The 17,076-nt window shown below is 66.0% G+C and carries 16 protein-coding genes; 11 read left to right on the top strand and 5 right to left on the bottom strand.

The genetic code is table 11. The annotated features are described in order from the left end of the window. Positions 1 to 10: 10 nt before the first annotated feature. The gene (locus tag ACYQ4T_RS18435; RefSeq protein WP_459857218.1) at positions 11 to 853 is read right to left on the bottom strand and encodes a prephenate dehydratase; all 843 of its coding nucleotides are present in this window, start codon (positions 851 to 853) and stop codon (positions 11 to 13) included. A 29-nt stretch (positions 854 to 882) separates the two neighbouring features. Then, positions 883 to 1,620 (bottom strand): 3-deoxy-manno-octulosonate cytidylyltransferase, encoded by a 738-nt coding sequence (locus ACYQ4T_RS18430; RefSeq protein ID WP_459857215.1) that lies wholly within the window; start codon positions 1,618 to 1,620, stop codon positions 883 to 885. A gap of 221 nt (positions 1,621 to 1,841) precedes the next feature. Between ACYQ4T_RS18430 and ACYQ4T_RS18425 the strand changes: the two genes are divergently transcribed. From ACYQ4T_RS18425 to ACYQ4T_RS18390, 8 genes are all read left to right on the top strand, one after another. Further along, positions 1,842 to 2,933 carry a c-type cytochrome gene (locus tag ACYQ4T_RS18425; RefSeq protein WP_459857213.1) on the top strand — a complete coding sequence of 364 codons (1,092 nt, stop codon included), beginning with the start codon at positions 1,842 to 1,844 and terminating at the stop codon, positions 2,931 to 2,933. A gap of 37 nt (positions 2,934 to 2,970) precedes the next feature. Then, a complete protein-coding gene (gene hisN / locus ACYQ4T_RS18420) occupies positions 2,971 to 3,723 on the top strand; it encodes a histidinol-phosphatase (protein ID WP_459857210.1) in 753 nt (250 codons plus the stop codon). Between the two features lie 117 nt (positions 3,724 to 3,840). Continuing rightward, positions 3,841 to 5,877, top strand: coding sequence for an extracellular solute-binding protein (locus ACYQ4T_RS18415; protein WP_459857208.1), 2,037 nt, complete (start codon positions 3,841 to 3,843; stop codon positions 5,875 to 5,877). A 29-nt stretch (positions 5,878 to 5,906) separates the two neighbouring features. Then, positions 5,907 to 7,019, top strand: coding sequence for a microcin C ABC transporter permease YejB (locus ACYQ4T_RS18410; protein ID WP_459857206.1), 1,113 nt, complete (start codon positions 5,907 to 5,909; stop codon positions 7,017 to 7,019). Beyond that, positions 7,016 to 8,086, top strand: coding sequence for an ABC transporter permease (locus tag ACYQ4T_RS18405; protein ID WP_459857204.1), 1,071 nt, complete (start codon positions 7,016 to 7,018; stop codon positions 8,084 to 8,086). Before ACYQ4T_RS18410 ends, ACYQ4T_RS18405 begins: the two co-directional genes overlap by 4 nt. Then, positions 8,083 to 9,705 carry an ABC transporter ATP-binding protein gene (locus ACYQ4T_RS18400; protein ID WP_459857202.1) on the top strand — a complete coding sequence of 541 codons (1,623 nt, stop codon included), beginning with the start codon at positions 8,083 to 8,085 and terminating at the stop codon, positions 9,703 to 9,705. Before ACYQ4T_RS18405 ends, ACYQ4T_RS18400 begins: the two co-directional genes overlap by 4 nt. Further along, positions 9,702 to 10,637 (top strand): 2-hydroxyacid dehydrogenase, encoded by a 936-nt coding sequence (locus ACYQ4T_RS18395; RefSeq protein ID WP_459857200.1) that lies wholly within the window; start codon positions 9,702 to 9,704, stop codon positions 10,635 to 10,637. The genes ACYQ4T_RS18400 and ACYQ4T_RS18395 overlap by 4 nt, the downstream gene beginning before the upstream one ends. A 173-nt stretch (positions 10,638 to 10,810) precedes the next feature. Next, positions 10,811 to 11,116, top strand: coding sequence for a hypothetical protein (locus tag ACYQ4T_RS18390; protein ID WP_459857198.1), 306 nt, complete (start codon positions 10,811 to 10,813; stop codon positions 11,114 to 11,116). On the opposite strand, the gene ACYQ4T_RS18385 is transcribed toward ACYQ4T_RS18390, so the two are convergent. Then, on the bottom strand, positions 11,113 to 12,573 hold the full coding sequence (locus ACYQ4T_RS18385) for a leucyl aminopeptidase family protein (RefSeq protein WP_459857196.1): 1,461 nt from the start codon (positions 12,571 to 12,573) through the stop codon (positions 11,113 to 11,115). The two genes, ACYQ4T_RS18390 and ACYQ4T_RS18385, sit on opposite strands and share 4 nt — an antisense overlap. 115 nt (positions 12,574 to 12,688) lie before the next feature. On the opposite strand from ACYQ4T_RS18385, the gene ACYQ4T_RS18380 reads away from it, so the two are divergent. From ACYQ4T_RS18380 to ACYQ4T_RS18370, 3 genes are all read left to right on the top strand, one after another. Continuing rightward, positions 12,689 to 14,452, top strand: coding sequence for an ArnT family glycosyltransferase (locus ACYQ4T_RS18380; RefSeq protein ID WP_459857194.1), 1,764 nt, complete (start codon positions 12,689 to 12,691; stop codon positions 14,450 to 14,452). Positions 14,453 to 14,567: 115 nt separating this feature from the next. Next, positions 14,568 to 14,930, top strand: coding sequence for a PilZ domain-containing protein (locus ACYQ4T_RS18375; RefSeq protein WP_459857192.1), 363 nt, complete (start codon positions 14,568 to 14,570; stop codon positions 14,928 to 14,930). A 10-nt stretch (positions 14,931 to 14,940) separates the two neighbouring features. Next, positions 14,941 to 15,672, top strand: a complete 732-nt coding sequence (locus tag ACYQ4T_RS18370) for a DUF599 domain-containing protein (RefSeq protein ID WP_459857189.1) — start codon at positions 14,941 to 14,943, stop codon at positions 15,670 to 15,672. 3 nt (positions 15,673 to 15,675) lie between these two features. On the opposite strand, the gene ACYQ4T_RS18365 is transcribed toward ACYQ4T_RS18370, so the two are convergent. Beyond that, positions 15,676 to 16,488, bottom strand: coding sequence for a ferritin family protein (locus ACYQ4T_RS18365; RefSeq protein WP_459857186.1), 813 nt, complete (start codon positions 16,486 to 16,488; stop codon positions 15,676 to 15,678). Between the two features lie 167 nt (positions 16,489 to 16,655). After that, a complete protein-coding gene (locus ACYQ4T_RS18360; RefSeq protein WP_459857183.1) occupies positions 16,656 to 17,072 on the bottom strand; it encodes a F0F1 ATP synthase subunit epsilon in 417 nt (138 codons plus the stop codon). Positions 17,073 to 17,076 lie beyond the last annotated feature (4 nt).

Raw genomic sequence — 17,076 nt, 5'->3', positions numbered from 1 at the left:
TTGGGACAGGTTACTTCGGATTGTGGCGGAAGGGGTCGGCGGGGTAGACGCCGAGGATGCGGACTTCGCGCGAGAAGAACGACAGCTCTTCCAGCGCCAGCTTCACCGAGCGCTGGTCGGGATGGCCTTCGATATCGGCATAGAACTGCGCGTTGGTGAAGGCGCCGTCGAGGATATAGCTTTCGAGCTTGGTGATGTTGATGCCGTTGGTGGCGAAGCCGCCGAGCGCCTTGTAGAGCGCGGCCGGTACCGAGCGCACCTTGAAGACGAAGCTGGTCACCACCGTGCCGGCGGCCGGGTCCGGGTCGATCGGCTCGCGCGACATCACGACGAAGCGCGTCGTGTTGTGCTCGGCGTCCTCCATGTCGGATTTCAGGATATCGAGGCCGTAGATCTCCGCCGCCAGCGAAGAGGCGATCGCACCGATCGACTTGTCGCCCAGTTCCGCGACCTCCGCCGCCGAGCCGGCAGTATCGGGACGGATGATCGGCGTCAGGTTCATGTTGCGGAGCGTGTTGCGGCATTGCGCCAGCGCCTGCACATGGCTGCGCACGGTCTTCAGGTCCTTCAGGGTCGCACCCTTCACCGCCATCAGCTGATGATTCACCCGCTGGAACTTCTCGGCGATGATGTGCAGGCCGGATTCCGGCATCAGGTGGTGGATGTCGGCGACCCGGCCGGCGACCGAGTTCTCGATCGGCACCATCGCCAGCGAAGCCTTGTCGTCGCGTACCGCCGCGAACATGTCCTCGAAGGATTCGCAGGGCAGGGTCTGCATCTCGGGATAGGCGCCGCGGCAGGCGAGATTCGAATAGGCGCCGGGCCGGCCCTGGAAGGCGATGACGTTGTTCACGGGACAGATCTCACGAAGAGGGGCTCGATTCAGGAGGCGAGCGCGGCGCGGGCGCGTTCGAGTTCGGCCGGAGTATCGACACCGAGCGGAACAGTGTCAACGAGCGCCACGTCGATCCGCATGCCGGCCTCGAGCGCGCGCAGCTGCTCCAGCTTCTCGCGCTGCTCGAGCAGGCCCGGCGGCAGCGACACGAAGCGCTCCAGCGCCGCGCGGCGATAGGCGTAGAGGCCGACATGATGGTAATGCGGCCCGGCATTCGCCGGCACGGTGGCGCGGCTGAAATAGAGCGCGCGGGCGATGGAGCGGCCTTCGTGCGGGGCCAGGGCCGCCACCGCCTTCACCACATTGGGATCGTGGCGCTCGGCCTCGCGGCTGATCTCGACGCAGAGGGTGGCGATATCCACGTTGGGATTGGCGAGCGGCTCCAGGGCGCGGCGGACGACCTTGGGGTCCAGGGTCGGGAGATCGCCCTGGACGTTGACGATGACGTCGAAGCGCTTATCCGGATCGATCTTGCCCAGGGCCTCGAATATGCGGTCCGAGCCTGAAGGGTGGTCCGGGCGGGTCAGCACCGCCTCGCCGCCCGCCGCCTTCACTGCTTCGCAGATCTCGGGCTCGGCGGCGGCGACATAGACCGGGCCGACCCCGGCCTCCCTGGCGCGGCTCCAAACATGGACGATCATCGGCTTGCCCGCGATGTCGGCCAGAGGCTTGTCGGGTAAGCGCGTGGAAGCGAGGCGGGCGGGAATCAGGACCACCGGGTTCATCGGGCGATCATCTCGGCTTTTGGATCGAAAGGCCCGCGACATTATGCCGCTCGAAAGGTAAAGGCCAGCCGGAAAGGCGGAGGGAAATGTCTGTTGGGAACGGCAGTTAACCGCTGTGACGGGCTGTTGGACAGGGCGGGCGGAAGTCGCTAAATTCCGCGCCGATTGCCGGCCCGGCTCATCGAAGCCAGTGCCCGGTCCTGCCACGAGGGGTTGCCTGCATGTCTTTGGAAGCCAACAAGATCGCCGCCGCCATCCTGGTTGGCGGCATGCTGACGCTGAGCAGCGGACTGATCGCCAACATGATCTATGGCGGCGGCCATGAAGGCGGCGGAGAGCACGCGGCCGCCGGCGGCGGCGAGGCGGCGGCCCCGGCCGCGCCCGCGCCCGCGGCCAAGCCGACCGCGGTCGAGCCGATCAGCGGCCTGTTGGCCAGTGCCGACGTCGCGGCCGGCGAGAAGACCGCCGCGAAATGCGCGGCCTGTCACACCTTCGGCAAGGGCGAGGCGAACAAGGTCGGCCCGAACCTCTATGGCGTGGTCGGCGGCCCGACCGCGCATAAGGAAGACTTCAACTACGACGCCGCGATCAAGGACCTGAAGACCACCTGGACCTACGAGAACCTCAATCACTTCATCGCCAGCCCGAAAAGCTTCGCGCCGGGCACCAAGATGAGTTTCCCCGGCCTGCCCAAGGCCCAGGACCGCGCCAACGTGATCGCCTTCCTGCGGACCAAGGCCGACAGCCCGCTGGCTTTGCCGACGCCCGACGAGATCAAAGCGGCGGAGGATGCCGGGAAGTCGGCGGAAGCACCGGCCGAAGGCGCCGCGCCTGCCGGCGAAGCGGCTGCAGCCGCTCAGCCCGAGGCCGCCGCGCCGGCGGAAGCTGCGGCCCCCGCGGAAGCTGCCGCCCCGGCCGAAGGTGCTGCGGCGCCCGCCGCCGCCCCCGCGGCTGGCGCCGATGCCGTCGCGCTGATCGCTGCGGCCGATCCGGCCGCGGGCGAGAAGGTCGCCGCCAAGTGCAAGGCCTGCCACGACTTCAGCAAGGGCGGGCCCAACAAGGTCGGCCCGAATCTCTGGGGCGTGGTCGGCGGTCCGAGCGCGCATAAGGAAGACTTCAACTACGACGACGCGATCAAGAACCTGAAGATCACCTGGGACTTCGCCAACCTGGACAAGTTCATCGCCGGGCCGAAGAAATTCGCGCCGGGCACCAAGATGGCCTTCCCGGGCCTGCCCAAGCCGCAGGACCGCGCCAATCTGCTTCGCTGGCTCAGGGACCAGAGCGACAGCCCGGTTCCGCTGCCGCAGTAAGATCTTGAGCCATCGCGAGAGCGTACCCGCGGAGTTTGTGGATTTGGCGCGCCGGCTGACAGAAGTCAGCCGGCCGATCCTCAAGCGCTATTACCGCAAGAAGCTCGACATCATCGACAAGGCCGACGAGAGCCCGGTCACCAAGGCCGACCGGGAATGCGAGGCGGCCTTGCGCGAGAAGATCAACGCGGCCTTCCCGTCGCACGGCATCATCGGCGAGGAGTTCGGCGCCGAGCGCGCCGATGCCGAGCATGTCTGGGTGCTCGATCCCTTGGACGGCACGCGTTCCTTCATCACCGGGCGGCCGCTGTTCGGCACACTGATCGCGCTCACCCGCGGCGGCAAGCCGATCCTCGGCGTGATCGACATGCCGATCCTCGGCGATCTCTTCCTCGGCGTCGCCGGCGAGAAGAGCACGCTCAACGGCGAGGTCATCAAAAGCCGCGCCTGCGCCAGCCTGGCCGAGGCCTATTTCTCGACCATCTCGCCGGTCTGGTTCCAGGGCGAGCATCTCGCCCCTTATGAGCGGCTGCGCGACGGCGCCAAGTCCACCACCTTCGGCGGCGATTGCTACCAATACGCCATGGTGGCCATGGGCTTCCTCGACCTGGTGGTCGAGCGCGGCCTCGGGATCTACGACTATCTCGCGCTCGTTCCGGTGATCGAGGGCGCCGGCGGCTGCATCACCGATTGGCAGGGCCGTCCGCTCACCATGCAGTCCGAAGGCGCGGTGGTCGCGGCCGGCGACCGGCGCATCCTGGACCAGGCGGTCGCAACGCTCGCCGCCTGAACGGCGTTGTTTCCCGTTACATTCCTGGATTTCCTTGCGGACGAAACCTCCGCTAGGATGGCGGAAAGCCGCGCCAAAGCGGCTCACCATAAGACCATATGGGACTAGGGAATCGGCATGACGCGCTCGACGCTGGGTCTGGCTTTTGCAACCCTCCTCGCGTGGAGCGCCGTCTTCGCCCTGCCCGCGACTGCGCAGGATACCAACGTCCAGCCGGTGCATGGCATCGCCATGCATGGCGAGCCGAAATACGGACCGGACTTCACCCATCTGGATTATGCGAACCCCGACGCGCCCAAGGGCGGCAGCGTGGTCTACGCAGCGGTCGGCAGCTTCGACAGTTTCAATCCCTATACTATTCAGGGCACGCCGGGGCCCGGCGCCAGCTACGAGACCTTGCTGACCAGCACCCTCGACGAGGCGTTCAGCGAATATGGTCTGATCGCCGAAAGCATGGAAGTGCCGGAGGACCGTTCCTGGGTGGTCTTCAATATCCGCAGCATCGCGCGCTGGCATGACGGCAAGCCGATCACCGCGGACGACGTGGTGTTCTCCTTCAACCTGCTGAAGGAGAAGGGCCCGCCCTTCTATCAGAGCTATTACAGCAGCGTCGAAAAGGCCGAGAAGCTCGGCGATCTCAAGGTCAAGTTCACGTTCGGTGCGGGCGACAACCGCGAGCTGCCCCTGATCGTCGGCCAGATGCCGGTCCTGCCGCAGCATCTTTGGAAGGACCGCGACATCACCCAACCGACGCTCGACATTCCCGACGGCAGCGGCCCCTACAAGATCGCCAAGTATCAGGCCGGCCGCTCGATCACCTTGGAGCGGGTCAAGGATTACTGGGGCGAGAACCTGCCGATCAACAAGGGCCAAAACAACTTCGACACCATCCGCTACGACTACTACCGGGACAGCGGCGTGGCCCTGGAGGCGTTCAAGAGCGGCGCCTTCGATCTCCGGCTGGAGAACAGCGCCAAGAACTGGGCCACCGCCTACGACATCCCGGCGGTGAAGGACGGCCGCATCGTGAAGGAGGTGCTGCCGACCAAGAGCCGCAACCTGATGCAGGGCTATCTCTTCAACCTGCGCCGGCCGATGTTCCAGGACCGCAAGGTGCGCGAGGCGCTGCAATACGCCTTCGACTTCGAATGGAGCAACAAGACCCTATTTTTCGGCCAGTACGAGCGGATCCGCAGCTATTACGGCCCGTCCGAGCTCGGCGCGACCGGCCTGCCCTCGCCCGAGGAGCTGAAGATCCTGGAGCCCTTCAAGGGCAAGATCCCGGAGGAGGTCTTCACCACAGAATACAATCCACCGAAGACGGATGGCTCGGGTGACGCCCGCGCGAACCTGGAGATCGCCAGCAAGATCCTCGACGAGGATGGCTGGAAGGTGGAGAACGGCGTTCGCGTGAAGAATGGAGTTAAGCTGGAGTTCGAGATCCTGCTCGATTCCGAGACCTTCGAGCGCATCACCCAGCCCTTCATCCAGAACTTGGCCCAGATCGGCGTGAAGGCGCATATGCGCACGGTCGATCCGGCGCAGTACCAGAAGCGCATGGACCAGTTCGACTACGACATGACCGTTCATCTGGTAGCGCAGTCGCTGTCGCCGGGCAACGAGCAGCGCGACCAGTGGGGCTCGAAGAGCGCCGACACCAATGGCGGCCAGAACCTGGGCGGCATCAAGGATCCCGTGGTCGACGCGTTGGTCGAGAAGATCATTGCCGCCAAGGACCGCGACGATCTCATCTATTCCACGCGCGCGCTCGATCGGGTGCTGCAATGGGGCTTCTATTTCATCCCGCATTGGAACTCGAACACCAACCGGCTGGCCTATTGGAACAAGTTCGCGCATCCGAGCACCAATCCGGAATATGGGCTGACGCTCGACACCTGGTGGATCGATCCGCAGAAGGAAGCGGCGCTGAAGCAGAAGGTCGCAGCGGCACCCGCAACGCCGGCCGGCGACCAGCAGCCCGCGGCGCCGAGCCCGGCTCCAGCTCCAGCGCCCGCTCCCGCACCGGCGGCAACGCCTGCACCCGCAGCAACACCGCCGGCCGATCGCGGCAGCACGCCGATCCCCTATATCATCGGCGGAATCGTGCTCGCGGTCCTGGCCTTCGCTCTCGGCCGGCGCGGCCGGAAATCCTGATGGGCAAATCGGCGGATCGCATCTGACCCATGCTGGCCTATGTCATCCGCCGCCTGCTGCTGATGATCCCGACGTTGTTCGGGATCATGGTGATCAACTTCTTGATCATCCAGGCGGCACCCGGCGGACCGGTCGAACAGATGATCCAGAAGATCAAGGGAACCGGCGTTTCCGCCACCGACCGGATCTCCGGCGGCGGCAACGAAAACCTGTCGGCGCGCACCGAATCGACGCAGAGCGCCAGCGGCACCAGCGCCCAGATCTACCGCGGCGCCCAGGGCATCGACCCCGAGACCATCAAGCGGATCGAGAAGCTCTACGGCTTCGACAAGCCGCTGCCGGAGCGGTTCGTGATGATGATGGGGAACTTCATCCGCTTCGACTTCGGCAACAGCTATACCAGCGGCCGGCCGGTGGTCGACCTCATCATCGAGAAGCTGCCGGTCTCGATTTCGCTCGGTCTTTGGACCACCCTGCTCACCTACCTGGTCTGCATCCCGCTCGGCATCGCCAAGGCGGTTCGCGACGGCACGCCGTTCGACGTCACAACCAGCACGATCATCATCGCCGGGACGGCGATCCCCGGCTTCCTGTTCGCCATCCTGCTGGTGGTGGTCTTCGCCGGCAGCCAGTATTTCCACTGGTTTCCGCTGCGCGGCCTCGTCTCGGAGGACTGGGATCGGCTCTCCTTCTGGGGCAAGATCGGCGACTACCTCTGGCACATGGCGTTGCCTCTGACCGCGCTCACCGTCGGCAGCTTCGCGACATTGACCATGCTGACCAAGAACTCCTTCCTGGAGCAGATCCACCAGCAATATGTCGTGACAGCGCGCGCGAAGGGGCTGAAGGAGAACCACATCCTCTACGGCCATGTCTTCCGCAACGCCATGCTGGTGGTGATCTCCGGCATCCCGGCGGCCTTCATCGGCATCATCTTTACCGGCGCGCTGCTGATTGAGATCATCTTCTCGCTGGATGGCCTTGGCCTGCTCGGCTATGAGGCCGCAATCAACCGCGACTACCAGGTGGTGTTCGCGACGCTCTATGCCTTCGGTCTGCTCGGCCTTGTGATCCAGCTCATTGGCGACATCACCTACATGCTGATCGACCCGCGGATCGACTTCGAGGCGCGCGAGACATGACGGCGGCGCCTTCGACCGGCCTGGAGCACAAGTTTCTCGGTTTCAGGATCTCGCAGCTGACCGCGCGGCGGATCGAGAATTTCAAGCGCAACCAGCGCGGCACCTATTCGTTGTTCATATTCCTGGCGCTGCTGATCGTCAGCCTGTTTGCCGAGGTGATCGCCAACGACAAGCCGATCGTCGTCAGCTACCAGGGCTCGCTCTACTTCCCTGCCTTCAAGACCTACTCCGAGACCACCTTCGGCGGCAGCTTCGTGACCGAACCGAACTATCGCGGCAACTACATCCGGGAGAAGATCGAGGCCGATGGCTGGATGATATGGCCGCCGATCCCGTTCAGCTACGACACCACCATCACCGACCTGCCCGGCCCGGCACCGAGCCCGCCCGACGGGATCAACTGGCTCGGCACCGACGACCAGGCGCGCGACGTGATGGCGCGGGCGATCTACGGCTTCCGCATCTCGGTGCTGTTCGGCGTCGCGCTCACCATCTGCACGACCGTGATCGGCGTGCTGGCGGGCGCGATCCAGGGGTATTTCGGCGGCTGGACCGATCTCCTGTTCCAGCGCTTCCTGGAAGTATTCGGCAGCTTGCCCACGCTCTATATCCTGCTGATCCTGGCGGCGATCTTTCCGCCCAGCATCATCTCACTCTTCATCATCCTGCTGATCTTCAGCTGGACCTGGCCGGTCGGCGTGGTACGTGCCGAGTTCCTGCGGGTGCGCAACCTCGAATATGTGCGGGCGGCCAAGGCGCTCGGCATGAGCGACTGGCGGGTCATGACCAAGCACATCCTGCCGAACGCGATGGTCACGACCCTGACCTTCCTGCCCTTCACCTTGAGCGGCTCGGTGACGGTGCTGACCTCGCTCGATTTCCTCGGCCTCGGCCTGCCGCCAGGCTCGCCGTCGCTCGGAGAAATGCTGAACCAGGGCAAGAACAACTTGCAGGCGCCCTGGCTCGGCATCACCGGCTTTGTCGTGACCGGCACCATGCTGATCCTGCTGATCTTCATCGGCGAAGCGATCCGCGACGCCTTCGACCCGCGGAAGGTGATGAAGTGAGCGATCGGCCGGTGCTCCTGGAGGTGAAGGACCTCAGCGTCGCCTTCAACGGCATGCTGGCGGTGGACCATGTGAGCTTCAGCGTCCGTAAGGGCGAGACCTATGCGCTCGTCGGCGAGTCCGGATCCGGCAAGTCGGTGACGGCGCTCTCGGTGCTGCAGCTGCTACCCTACCCGCTGGCGAGCCATCCCTCCGGCAGCATCACGTACAGCGGCCAGGAGATGGTCAATGCGCCGGACGAGATCCTGCGCAAGATCCGCGGCGCCAGGATATCGATGATCTTCCAGGAGCCGATGACGTCGCTCAACCCCTTGCACCGGGTCGAACGGCAGATCACCGAGGCCATGATTTTGCACCGCAACGTGCCGCGAACAGTGGCGCGCGAGCGGGCTTTGGAGTTGCTGAAGCTGGTCGGGATCAACAACCCCGAGCAGCGCCTGACCGCCTTCCCGCACGAGCTTTCCGGCGGGCAGCGGCAGCGCGTGATGATCGCCATGGCGCTGGCGAATGATCCCGATCTTCTCATCGCCGACGAGCCGACCACGGCGCTCGATGTCACTGTGCAGGCGCAGATCCTGAAGCTGCTGCGCGAGTTGCAGGCGAAACTGGGCATGGCGATCCTGCTGATCACCCATGACCTTGGCATCGTCAAGAAATTCGCCGACCAGGTCGCGGTGATGCAGAAGGGCAAGATCGTCGAGGCCAAGACGCCGGAAGCGCTGTTCGCGCATCCGGAGCACCCCTATACCCAGATGCTGCTCGCCGCCCAGCCGAAGGGGCGCGCGGTGGCGACGCGGGCCGATGCGAAGCCGCTGGCCGCGGTCAAGAATCTCAAGGTCTGGTTCCCGATCAAGGCGGGCGTGTTCCGCCGCGTGGTCGATCACGTGCGGGCGCTCGAGGATGTGAGCGTCGATATCCGCGAAGGCGAGACGGTCGGCGTGGTCGGCGAATCCGGCTCCGGCAAGACCACGCTGGGCCTGGCGCTGTTGCGCCTGATCGACAGCAAGGGCGAGATTCGCTTCGACGGGAAAAGGATCGACGGCTTCGACCGCGGCGCGATGCGGCCGCTGCGCGAGGACATGCAGATCGTGTTCCAGGATCCCTATGGCTCGCTCTCGCCGCGGCTTTCCGTCGGCGAGATCGTCGCCGAGGGGCTGGAGGTCCACGACCTTGCCCAGGACCCGGCGGAGCGCGAGCAGGCGGTGATCGAAGCCCTGAAGGAAGTCGGGCTCGATCCCGAAACAAGGCATCGCTATCCGCATGAGTTCTCCGGCGGCCAGCGGCAGCGGATCTCGATTGCACGGGCATTGATCCTGAAGCCCAAGCTGATCGTGCTGGACGAGCCGACCTCGGCGCTGGACATGTCGGTGCAGGCGCAGATCGTCGACCTGTTGCGCGACCTGCAGTCGAAGCACAACCTCGCCTATCTCTTCATCAGCCACGACCTGCGCGTGATCCGCGCCATGGCCGACCGGGTGATCGTGCTGAAGGACGGGCATATGGTGGAGGAAGGGCCGGTCCAGCAGATCTTCGAGCAGCCGCGCGAGGCCTATACCCAGGCGCTGCTGCGCGCGGCGCTCAATCTCGAGACCACCGAGGGCGGCGTGGTGCGGCAATGACCGCCAGCCTGGTCCTTTCCGACACCGGCGCGAGTTTCGCCGCCTGGGAGAGTGCCTTCCGCAAGGCCGCACCCGGCGTTGTGCTGGTGCGCGATGAGCCGGAACGCGATCTGCGCGGCATCCGCTATTGCATGACCTGGAAGCCGCTGCCCGGCGTCTATGGGCGCCTGCCGGACCTCGAGGCCCTGTTCGTGCTCGGCGCCGGGGTCGAGCGCTTTGTGGGCGATGCGACGATCCCGCCCAAGGTGCAGATCGTGAAGATGGCGGAGCCGGGCCTGACCCAGGCGATGGAGCATTACGTGCTCTGGCAGGTGCTGGAGCTGCATCGCGGCTTCCGGGCGCTGGCGCGGGCGCAGCGCGAGGTCCGCTGGATCGACCAGACCTATCCAGCGCCCTGGGAACGCAAGGTCGGTGTCATGGGCCTCGGCACCCTGGGCGAGGCGGTGGCGCGCAAGCTCCAAAGTTTTGGTTTCGCGACCCGCGGCTGGAGCCGCAGCGCCAAGGCGATCGAGGGCGTCGCCGTCTTTGCGGGGAGCGAGAAGATCGCGGACTTCCTGGACGGTCTGGATATCCTGGTCTGCCTGCTGCCGCTGACGCCGGAGACCCGCGGCATCCTGAATGCCGATGTCTTCCGCCGCCTGGCCCCGGGGGCGGGCCTCATCAATGTCGGGCGCGGCGCCCAACTCAACGAGGCGGACCTGCTTTGGGCGCTGGATTCCGGGCAGCTTTCCGGCGCCAGCCTCGATGTCTTCCACAGCGAGCCGCTGCCCCCGGAGCACCCCTTCTGGCACCATCCCAAGATCCTGGTGACGCCGCATCTCGCCTCCGATGTCGATCCCGAGAGCTCGGCCCTCGCCATCCGGCAGCAGATCGAGCGCGCCGAAGCCGGGCAGCCGCTGGAGCATGTTGCGGACCGCAGCCGGGGGTATTGATCAACGGCGTCTCGTACCCCCACCCCGGCCCTCCCCCGATCCGGGGGAGGGAGAAGAAGGTCCCCGCCCCGAATCGGGGGCGGGTTAGGCTGGGGGTGCGAAGCGCCGCGAGAGCAAACGCGTCGGCACAAAAATCATTGGACCTTGCCGATCGCGGCTTGTTTGATGGCGCCATGAGCCAAGCCAACGCCAATCCGCTTGACCCGAAATCGATCCTGGACCAGGCCTTCGAGATGGAGGACGAGTTCCCCGGACCGGCCGAGGACCTGCTGCTGTCCTGGCTGCTGAGCCTCGGCGCCGACCAGCCGCCGGCCATGGCCGCGCAAGAACTGCTGCCGCGCTACACCGCCCGCATGGCCGGCAAGGATGACGCCCTGCCGATCGTGAAGCTGCACAAGCTCCTCGAGCAGGTGGCGGTCAGTCCGCCCGCGCAAGCAAGGCGTGGGCGGCTCTCCGGCCGGATGCGCCGCGGGGCTTAGCGCCGCCGCAGCCGGGCCAGCGCCTGGCGCCGGGGGGCGACGCGGGGCGCCGGCTTCTTGGTGATGATCTTCGGGCCCGGCGTCGCGGTCCGCGCCCAATCGGCGACGAAAGCCAGCAACGCGCGGAAGGCCAGAGCCTCGCCGCCTTCCGGCCGGCCCGGCTGGGCGCGGCCGTTCCAGCCATAAGTATCGATATGCATCCACTTGGTGGTGGGCGCCACGAACTCGGCGAGATAGAGCGCCGCCGTCACGGCGCCGGCGAAGCCGCCGTCGGAGACGTTGTTGATGTCGGCGACCTTGCTGTCAAGCATCCGCCGATAGCCCTTCCACAGCGGCAGCTGCCAGAGCGGATCGCCTTCCAGCTTGCCATGGCGCAGCAGGGCCGCCGCGGTGTCGTCGTCGTTGGAGAAGAGCGCCGGCAGCTCCGGTCCCAGCGCCACGCGCGCCGCGCCGGTCAGGGTCGCCGCGTCGATGATTAGATCGGGATGCCCGCTCTCGGCCTCGGTCAGCGCGTCGCAGAGGATCAGGCGTCCCTCGGCGTCGGTGTTGCCGATCTCGACGGTGATGCCTTTGCGGGTCTTGATCACGTCCCAGGGCCGGAAGGCATTGGCCGAGACGCTGTTCTCCACCGCGGGAATCAGCAGATGGAGCTGCAGCGGCAGCTTCGCGTCCATGATCGCGCGGGCGAGCGCCAGCATCAGCGCGGCCCCGCCCATGTCCTTTTTCATCATCAGCATGCCGCTGGAGGGCTTCAGGTCGAGCCCGCCGGAATCGAAGCAGACGCCCTTGCCGACCAATGCCAGCTTCGGCCCGGTCGCCCCCCATTTCAGCTCAATGAGACGCGGCGGCTTCGGGCCGGCGCGGCCAACGGCATGAATGGTCGGGTAGTTCTGCTTCAGGAGATCGTCGCCGACGATCACCGAGAATCTGGCCTTGAACTCCTGGGCGACTTTCTTCGCCGCCTCGGCCAGCTCGGGCGGTCCCATGTCCTCGGCCGGGGTGTTGATGAGATCGCGCGCCAGGGACATCGATTTCGCCAGGCGCGCCACCACGGCGCGGTCGGCGGCCTTCGGCCAGACCAGCCGCGCAAACTCCTTGCCGTCGCTCTTGTAGCGGCCGAAGCGATAGCAGCCCATCGCCCAGGCGAAGGCATAGGCGGTCGCCTCGCTGGCGGAAATGCTGTCATCCAGCCGATAGGTGCCCGGCGGCAGCGCGCCCGGCAGCACGGCCACCGACCAGCGGTCGAGCCCCTCCTCGACGCCGACCAGCACCCGCGCCGGCTGGCCGCGCCCATCCGGCACCAGGCACCAGCTGCCGGGCTTCGCCTTGAAGCCGGCCGCTTTCAGCCAGGATTGCAGCTGCGCGGATTGCTCCTTCAGCCAGGTGGGCAGGCGCTTCTCGCTGAGTGGCGTCACCGGCACGGCTTTGCCGGCGCGCTGGATGAGATGATCGAGCAAGGAATCCTCTCGGGGGTTTCCGGGTTCTGGAAGGCCGCGATTGTAGCGGCGGCATGGGCCTTGGCATAGCTCCCCGCAGTGCCCTGGGCGGCGGAAACATGCTAGGAAGGCCGCCATGGCGACCGCCGCGGACAGCAATCCCGTCCCCCCTGCCGCTTCCGCCCCCTCCGTTGCCGTGGAGGAGGCCGGCGGCGCATCACCGCTGCTCCTCACGATGGCACGGGTGGGGCCCTTCGCCATCTGGGCGGTGGTGATCGTCGGCGCCTTCCTGAGCCGGCCGCCGACCGCGCCGATCGAGCTCGAGACCCTGTCCACCGCCTGGCACATGCTGCAGACCGGGAGTTGGGTCCCGCTGCTGAACGGCGAGATCGCCGCCGCCACGCCACCCCTGCACGACTGGCTGATCCTCATCGGCTGGCAGGTCTTCGGCGTCAGCGAGATCTGGCCGCGGCTGCTCGCCGCGCTTTCCGCGCTGGCGGCGCTGTTCCTGGTCGGCACCGCGGCGCGGACACTCTGGCCGCACCGCGCGACGACGCAGATCTTCTCGCGCATCCTGATGGCCGGGCTGGGCGGCTTCATCATCACCGCCAGCATGATCGCGCCGGAAGTGGTGGCGCTGCCGATCGAACTCGCCGGCTTCCAGGCGATCTGCATGCTGCGGCAGAATCGCCATGGCCTGCTGCGCGGCGCGGCGCTCTGGGTCCTGTTCGCGCTCTGCGTCACCGCCGACCTCTTCCTGATCGGCTGGACCGCCTTGCTGCTGCTGCCGCCGATCGCGGTGCTGGCGCCGCATATCCGCGACGCGCTCGGCGATCCCGCGGCGCGGCCGCGCGGCTGGCGGCGTGTGCGATGGCGGATCGCGGCCCTGGGCGGCACGGCGATTGCCGTTGCGCTCGCCTGCCTCTGGCTGTCCTTTGCCACGCAGGGCCATGCGGTCGGCGTCCGTGACGTGCTGAACTTCGGCTTCGGCTGGACCAACAGCAACAGCGAGGCGACGCGCAACGCGCCCTGGACGCTGATCCTGACGCCGCTGCTGCTCTATCCCTGGATCGTCTGGAAGACCTTGTGGCGGGCGCTCGCGCGCCAGACCCGCGACGGCTATGGCTTCGGCTTCCGGCTGTGCCTGATCTTCCTCGCTGCGGCGATCGTCTCCGGCATCGCCTCCGGCGTGCAGCTCCAGGGCATGCTGCCGATCGGGGCACCCCTGGCGCTGATCGGTGCGCGGCTGCTGGCCAACCAGGCGATCAAGCCGAAGGACTTCCACGCCGTCGTGCCGGGCTTCATCGCGCTGATGCTTGGCCTGTTCTTCTTTCTGATGAACATGATCCCGACCGCGCATCTCGATGCATTGTGGCGGCAGTTCTTCGGCGCGGCCTTGCCGATCTGGCTCGGCGGCAGCGGGCTCGCTTCCGGCATCCTGCTGTTCTTCGGCGGCTATATCCTGGCGCAGATGTCGCCGTCACAGCAGCTCTCGCGCACCCTGCAGGTCGCCTGCGTTCCGGTGCTGCTGATCACCTGCGCCAATATCGAGTTCCCCAACAGCCTCGGCGCCTTCTTCGACTTGAGGCCGGTCGGCTCGAAGATGCGCGAGCTGCAGGATGCGGGACAGGAGATCGCGGTCTATGGCCCCTATCGCGGCGAATATGATTTCTACGGCCGCCTGACCGCGGCGCCGAAGGTGCTGATGTCGGAAAGCGAGGCGCTGGACTGGGCCAAGGCCCATCCGCGCGGCGCCATCGTCACCCGCTTCGACGGCAGCGCCTTGGACCTCCCGGCTTTGCCGTATTATCGCGGCGTCGCCCGCGACCGCTGGGTCGCGATCTGGCCGACCAGCACCGTGCTCGACACCAAGGGCGCTGTCCTGGCCTCCACATTCTGAGCGGAGCCTGCCGGAAGCCCGGAATCCGAAGGGTTTAGAGACAGGCGGGGTCGACTCAGATAGGATGTCATTAAGGATTCCGGGCCAAGATGCCCACCGGGAGGCAAAGCCGTCGATGTCATCCTTCACCATGAGCTACCGCAAGGTCGGCAACCGGGAGAACCGGCGCGACAAGCGCATGCCCTTGCCGGTCTTCACCATCCGGCTCGACGGGCTGGTTTGCGATACGCTCAACTGGTCGCTGGGCGGGCTGCTGATCTCCGGTTATGAGGGCCAGCACAACCCCGAGGACCTGATCGACCTCGACATCAAGATCAAGGACACCACCGGCGATTACGCGTTGAAGATCGCCACACGGGTGGTCCGCGTCGATCAGAAGAACAGGACCATCGCCCTGCGTTTCGAGGAAATGAGTCCTGTGATCTACGATTTCTTCGAGCGCAGCTTCGCCCAGCGTTTCCGCAACCGGCTGCGCTGATCACCACCGCATGCTGGCCGATTTCCAGATCGCGGACTGGGTGGCCCTGGCCTTCCTGATCCTCGCCTGGCACGTCTACGGCTATTTCGCCGACAGCCTGCCGCCGGTGGGCGCGCCGCTCGAGGGCAGCCCGCGCAACCTCAACATGGCAATGCACCGCGTCCGCAGGCAGTGGATGAAACAGATGGTCCGCCGCGAGGAGCGCGTCATCGATGTGATCCTGACCGGTCATACGGTCAACTCGCTCGCCTTTTTCGCCTCGACCTCGATGATCGTGATCGCCGGCCTGGTCGGCACCCTCGGCGGCTCGGGCAGTGCCTTCCGTGTGCTGGAAAGCCTGAGCTTCGCGCAGACCACGACCGAGTTCGTCTTCCAGATGAAGATCGTCGGCCTGATCGGGCTGTTCGTGATCGCCTTCTACAAGTTCACCTGGGCGCTCCGGCAATACAATTTCCTCTGCGCCCTCATCGGTGCGGCGCCGGGCCGGGAATCCCACCCCACCGAAGCCGAGGTCGACCGTTTCGCCGAGCATGCCTCGCGCATGCTGTCGCTGGCGCTGACCAGCTTCAACGGTGGGATCCGCGCCTTCTATTTCGCGGTCGCCTGGCTTGCCTGGTTCGTCCATCCCTACGCCTTCATCGGCACGACGGCGCTGATGGTGGCAGTCCTGTTCAAGCGCCAGACGCAGTCGCGCAGCCAGGCGGCGGTGATGACCTATCTGGATATGCTGGAGAAGAAGTAGCGCTTACGATGCCGCGTTGAGACGCTTGGCGTGGAAGCGCAGGAAGCCGCAGGCGGCGTTGGAGAGGAAGCGGCTGAGCCGTCCATTGGCGGTCAAGCCGCAGGCCTTCAGGGCCATGGCAATGCCGCGCTCCACATGCGTCCGCTGGTAGAGCGGATAGGCGCAGCGCGCATAGGCGCGCGAGCAGTCTGCCCGGCGATAAGCCTCGCCGGTGTTGTTGGCCGCGTAGAAGGCGTAGGCAAGCTCGTCGTCATGGCTCTCGAAGATGCGGCCGAGGACGACGCGGAGCCGGCCCCAGACGCCGAGCTTCTCTTGCGCCTGATAGCGCTTCATATGCGAGTAGAAGAGCTTGTAGTGGCGGAACTCGTCGGCGGCGATGTTGCGACAGATTGCTTTCAGCACCGGTTCGTCGGTCGCATCGGCCAGCGCGGTGTAATAGGTCGAGGTCCCGGTCTCGACGATGCAGCGCGCGATCAGCTCCCCGGCGCGGGAGCCGCGCACTGACCTCTCGACGTCGAGCGGGATCTGATAGCCGTCGGTGAAGCGCTTGAAGCTGGCCTCATAGTCGAAGCTCGGATCGGCGAGCGCGGCCCAGCGCCCGAGCGCCTGGCCGTGCTGCAATTCCTCCAGCGCCCATTCGCGGGCGACCGCCTGGAATTGCGGATCGTCGTGGAAAACCTTGCAGAGATACTCGCCGTAATCCTCGCCATTGGCCTCGACCATGGCGGATGCTTTGATGGCTTTCAGCACGTCAGGATTGACTGCGGCCGGATCAAAGCGGTCCCAGTCTATGCTTTCGAGCGTCCAATGCGGCATCTATAGAATCCGTGGTCGGTGCGAACAGTCGCCGATTCGTCGGGCAATTTCCGTTAACCCCGGCGAGAGACTAAACCGGTTGGCCCGATTGTGACAAGACGGCCGGCCGCGCCGAAACCCGCCTTGAACGGGCCTCCCGCGCGACCTTAGGGACTCGAACTAATTCGTTAATAGGTGCTGGGTTCCACCGCGGCGGCGAGACGTGCCTCGGCGACCTTGAGCTCGTTCTGCGCGACCGCCTTGGCAACCTCGTCCTTGGCGTCCTCGACGTCCTCGCGGGCATCGGCGATCGCCCGCTCGGCCGCCGCGCGGTCGATCTCACCGACCGGCTGCGCCTGCTCGGCGAGCACGGTGCAGCCCGTCGCGGTCACCTCGGCGAAACCGCCACCGATGAAGATCCGCTCGGGCGCAGATCCGCCTTTGTAGACGGTGAGCACGCCCGGTCGGATCAGCGAGATCAGGTTCATGTGCTCCGGCAGAGCGGCGAAGTCACCCTCGACGCCGGGAACGATCACCTGATCGACCGGCTCGGAGAGCAGCAGGCGCTCCGGCGAAACGAGATCGAACTGCAGTTGCCCGGCCATGCGT

It is taken from the genome of Dongia sp. agr-C8, from assembly GCF_054658695.1.
Note: the sequence above shows the minus strand (reverse complement) of the source record. Positions and strands in the feature narration are given on the sequence as shown.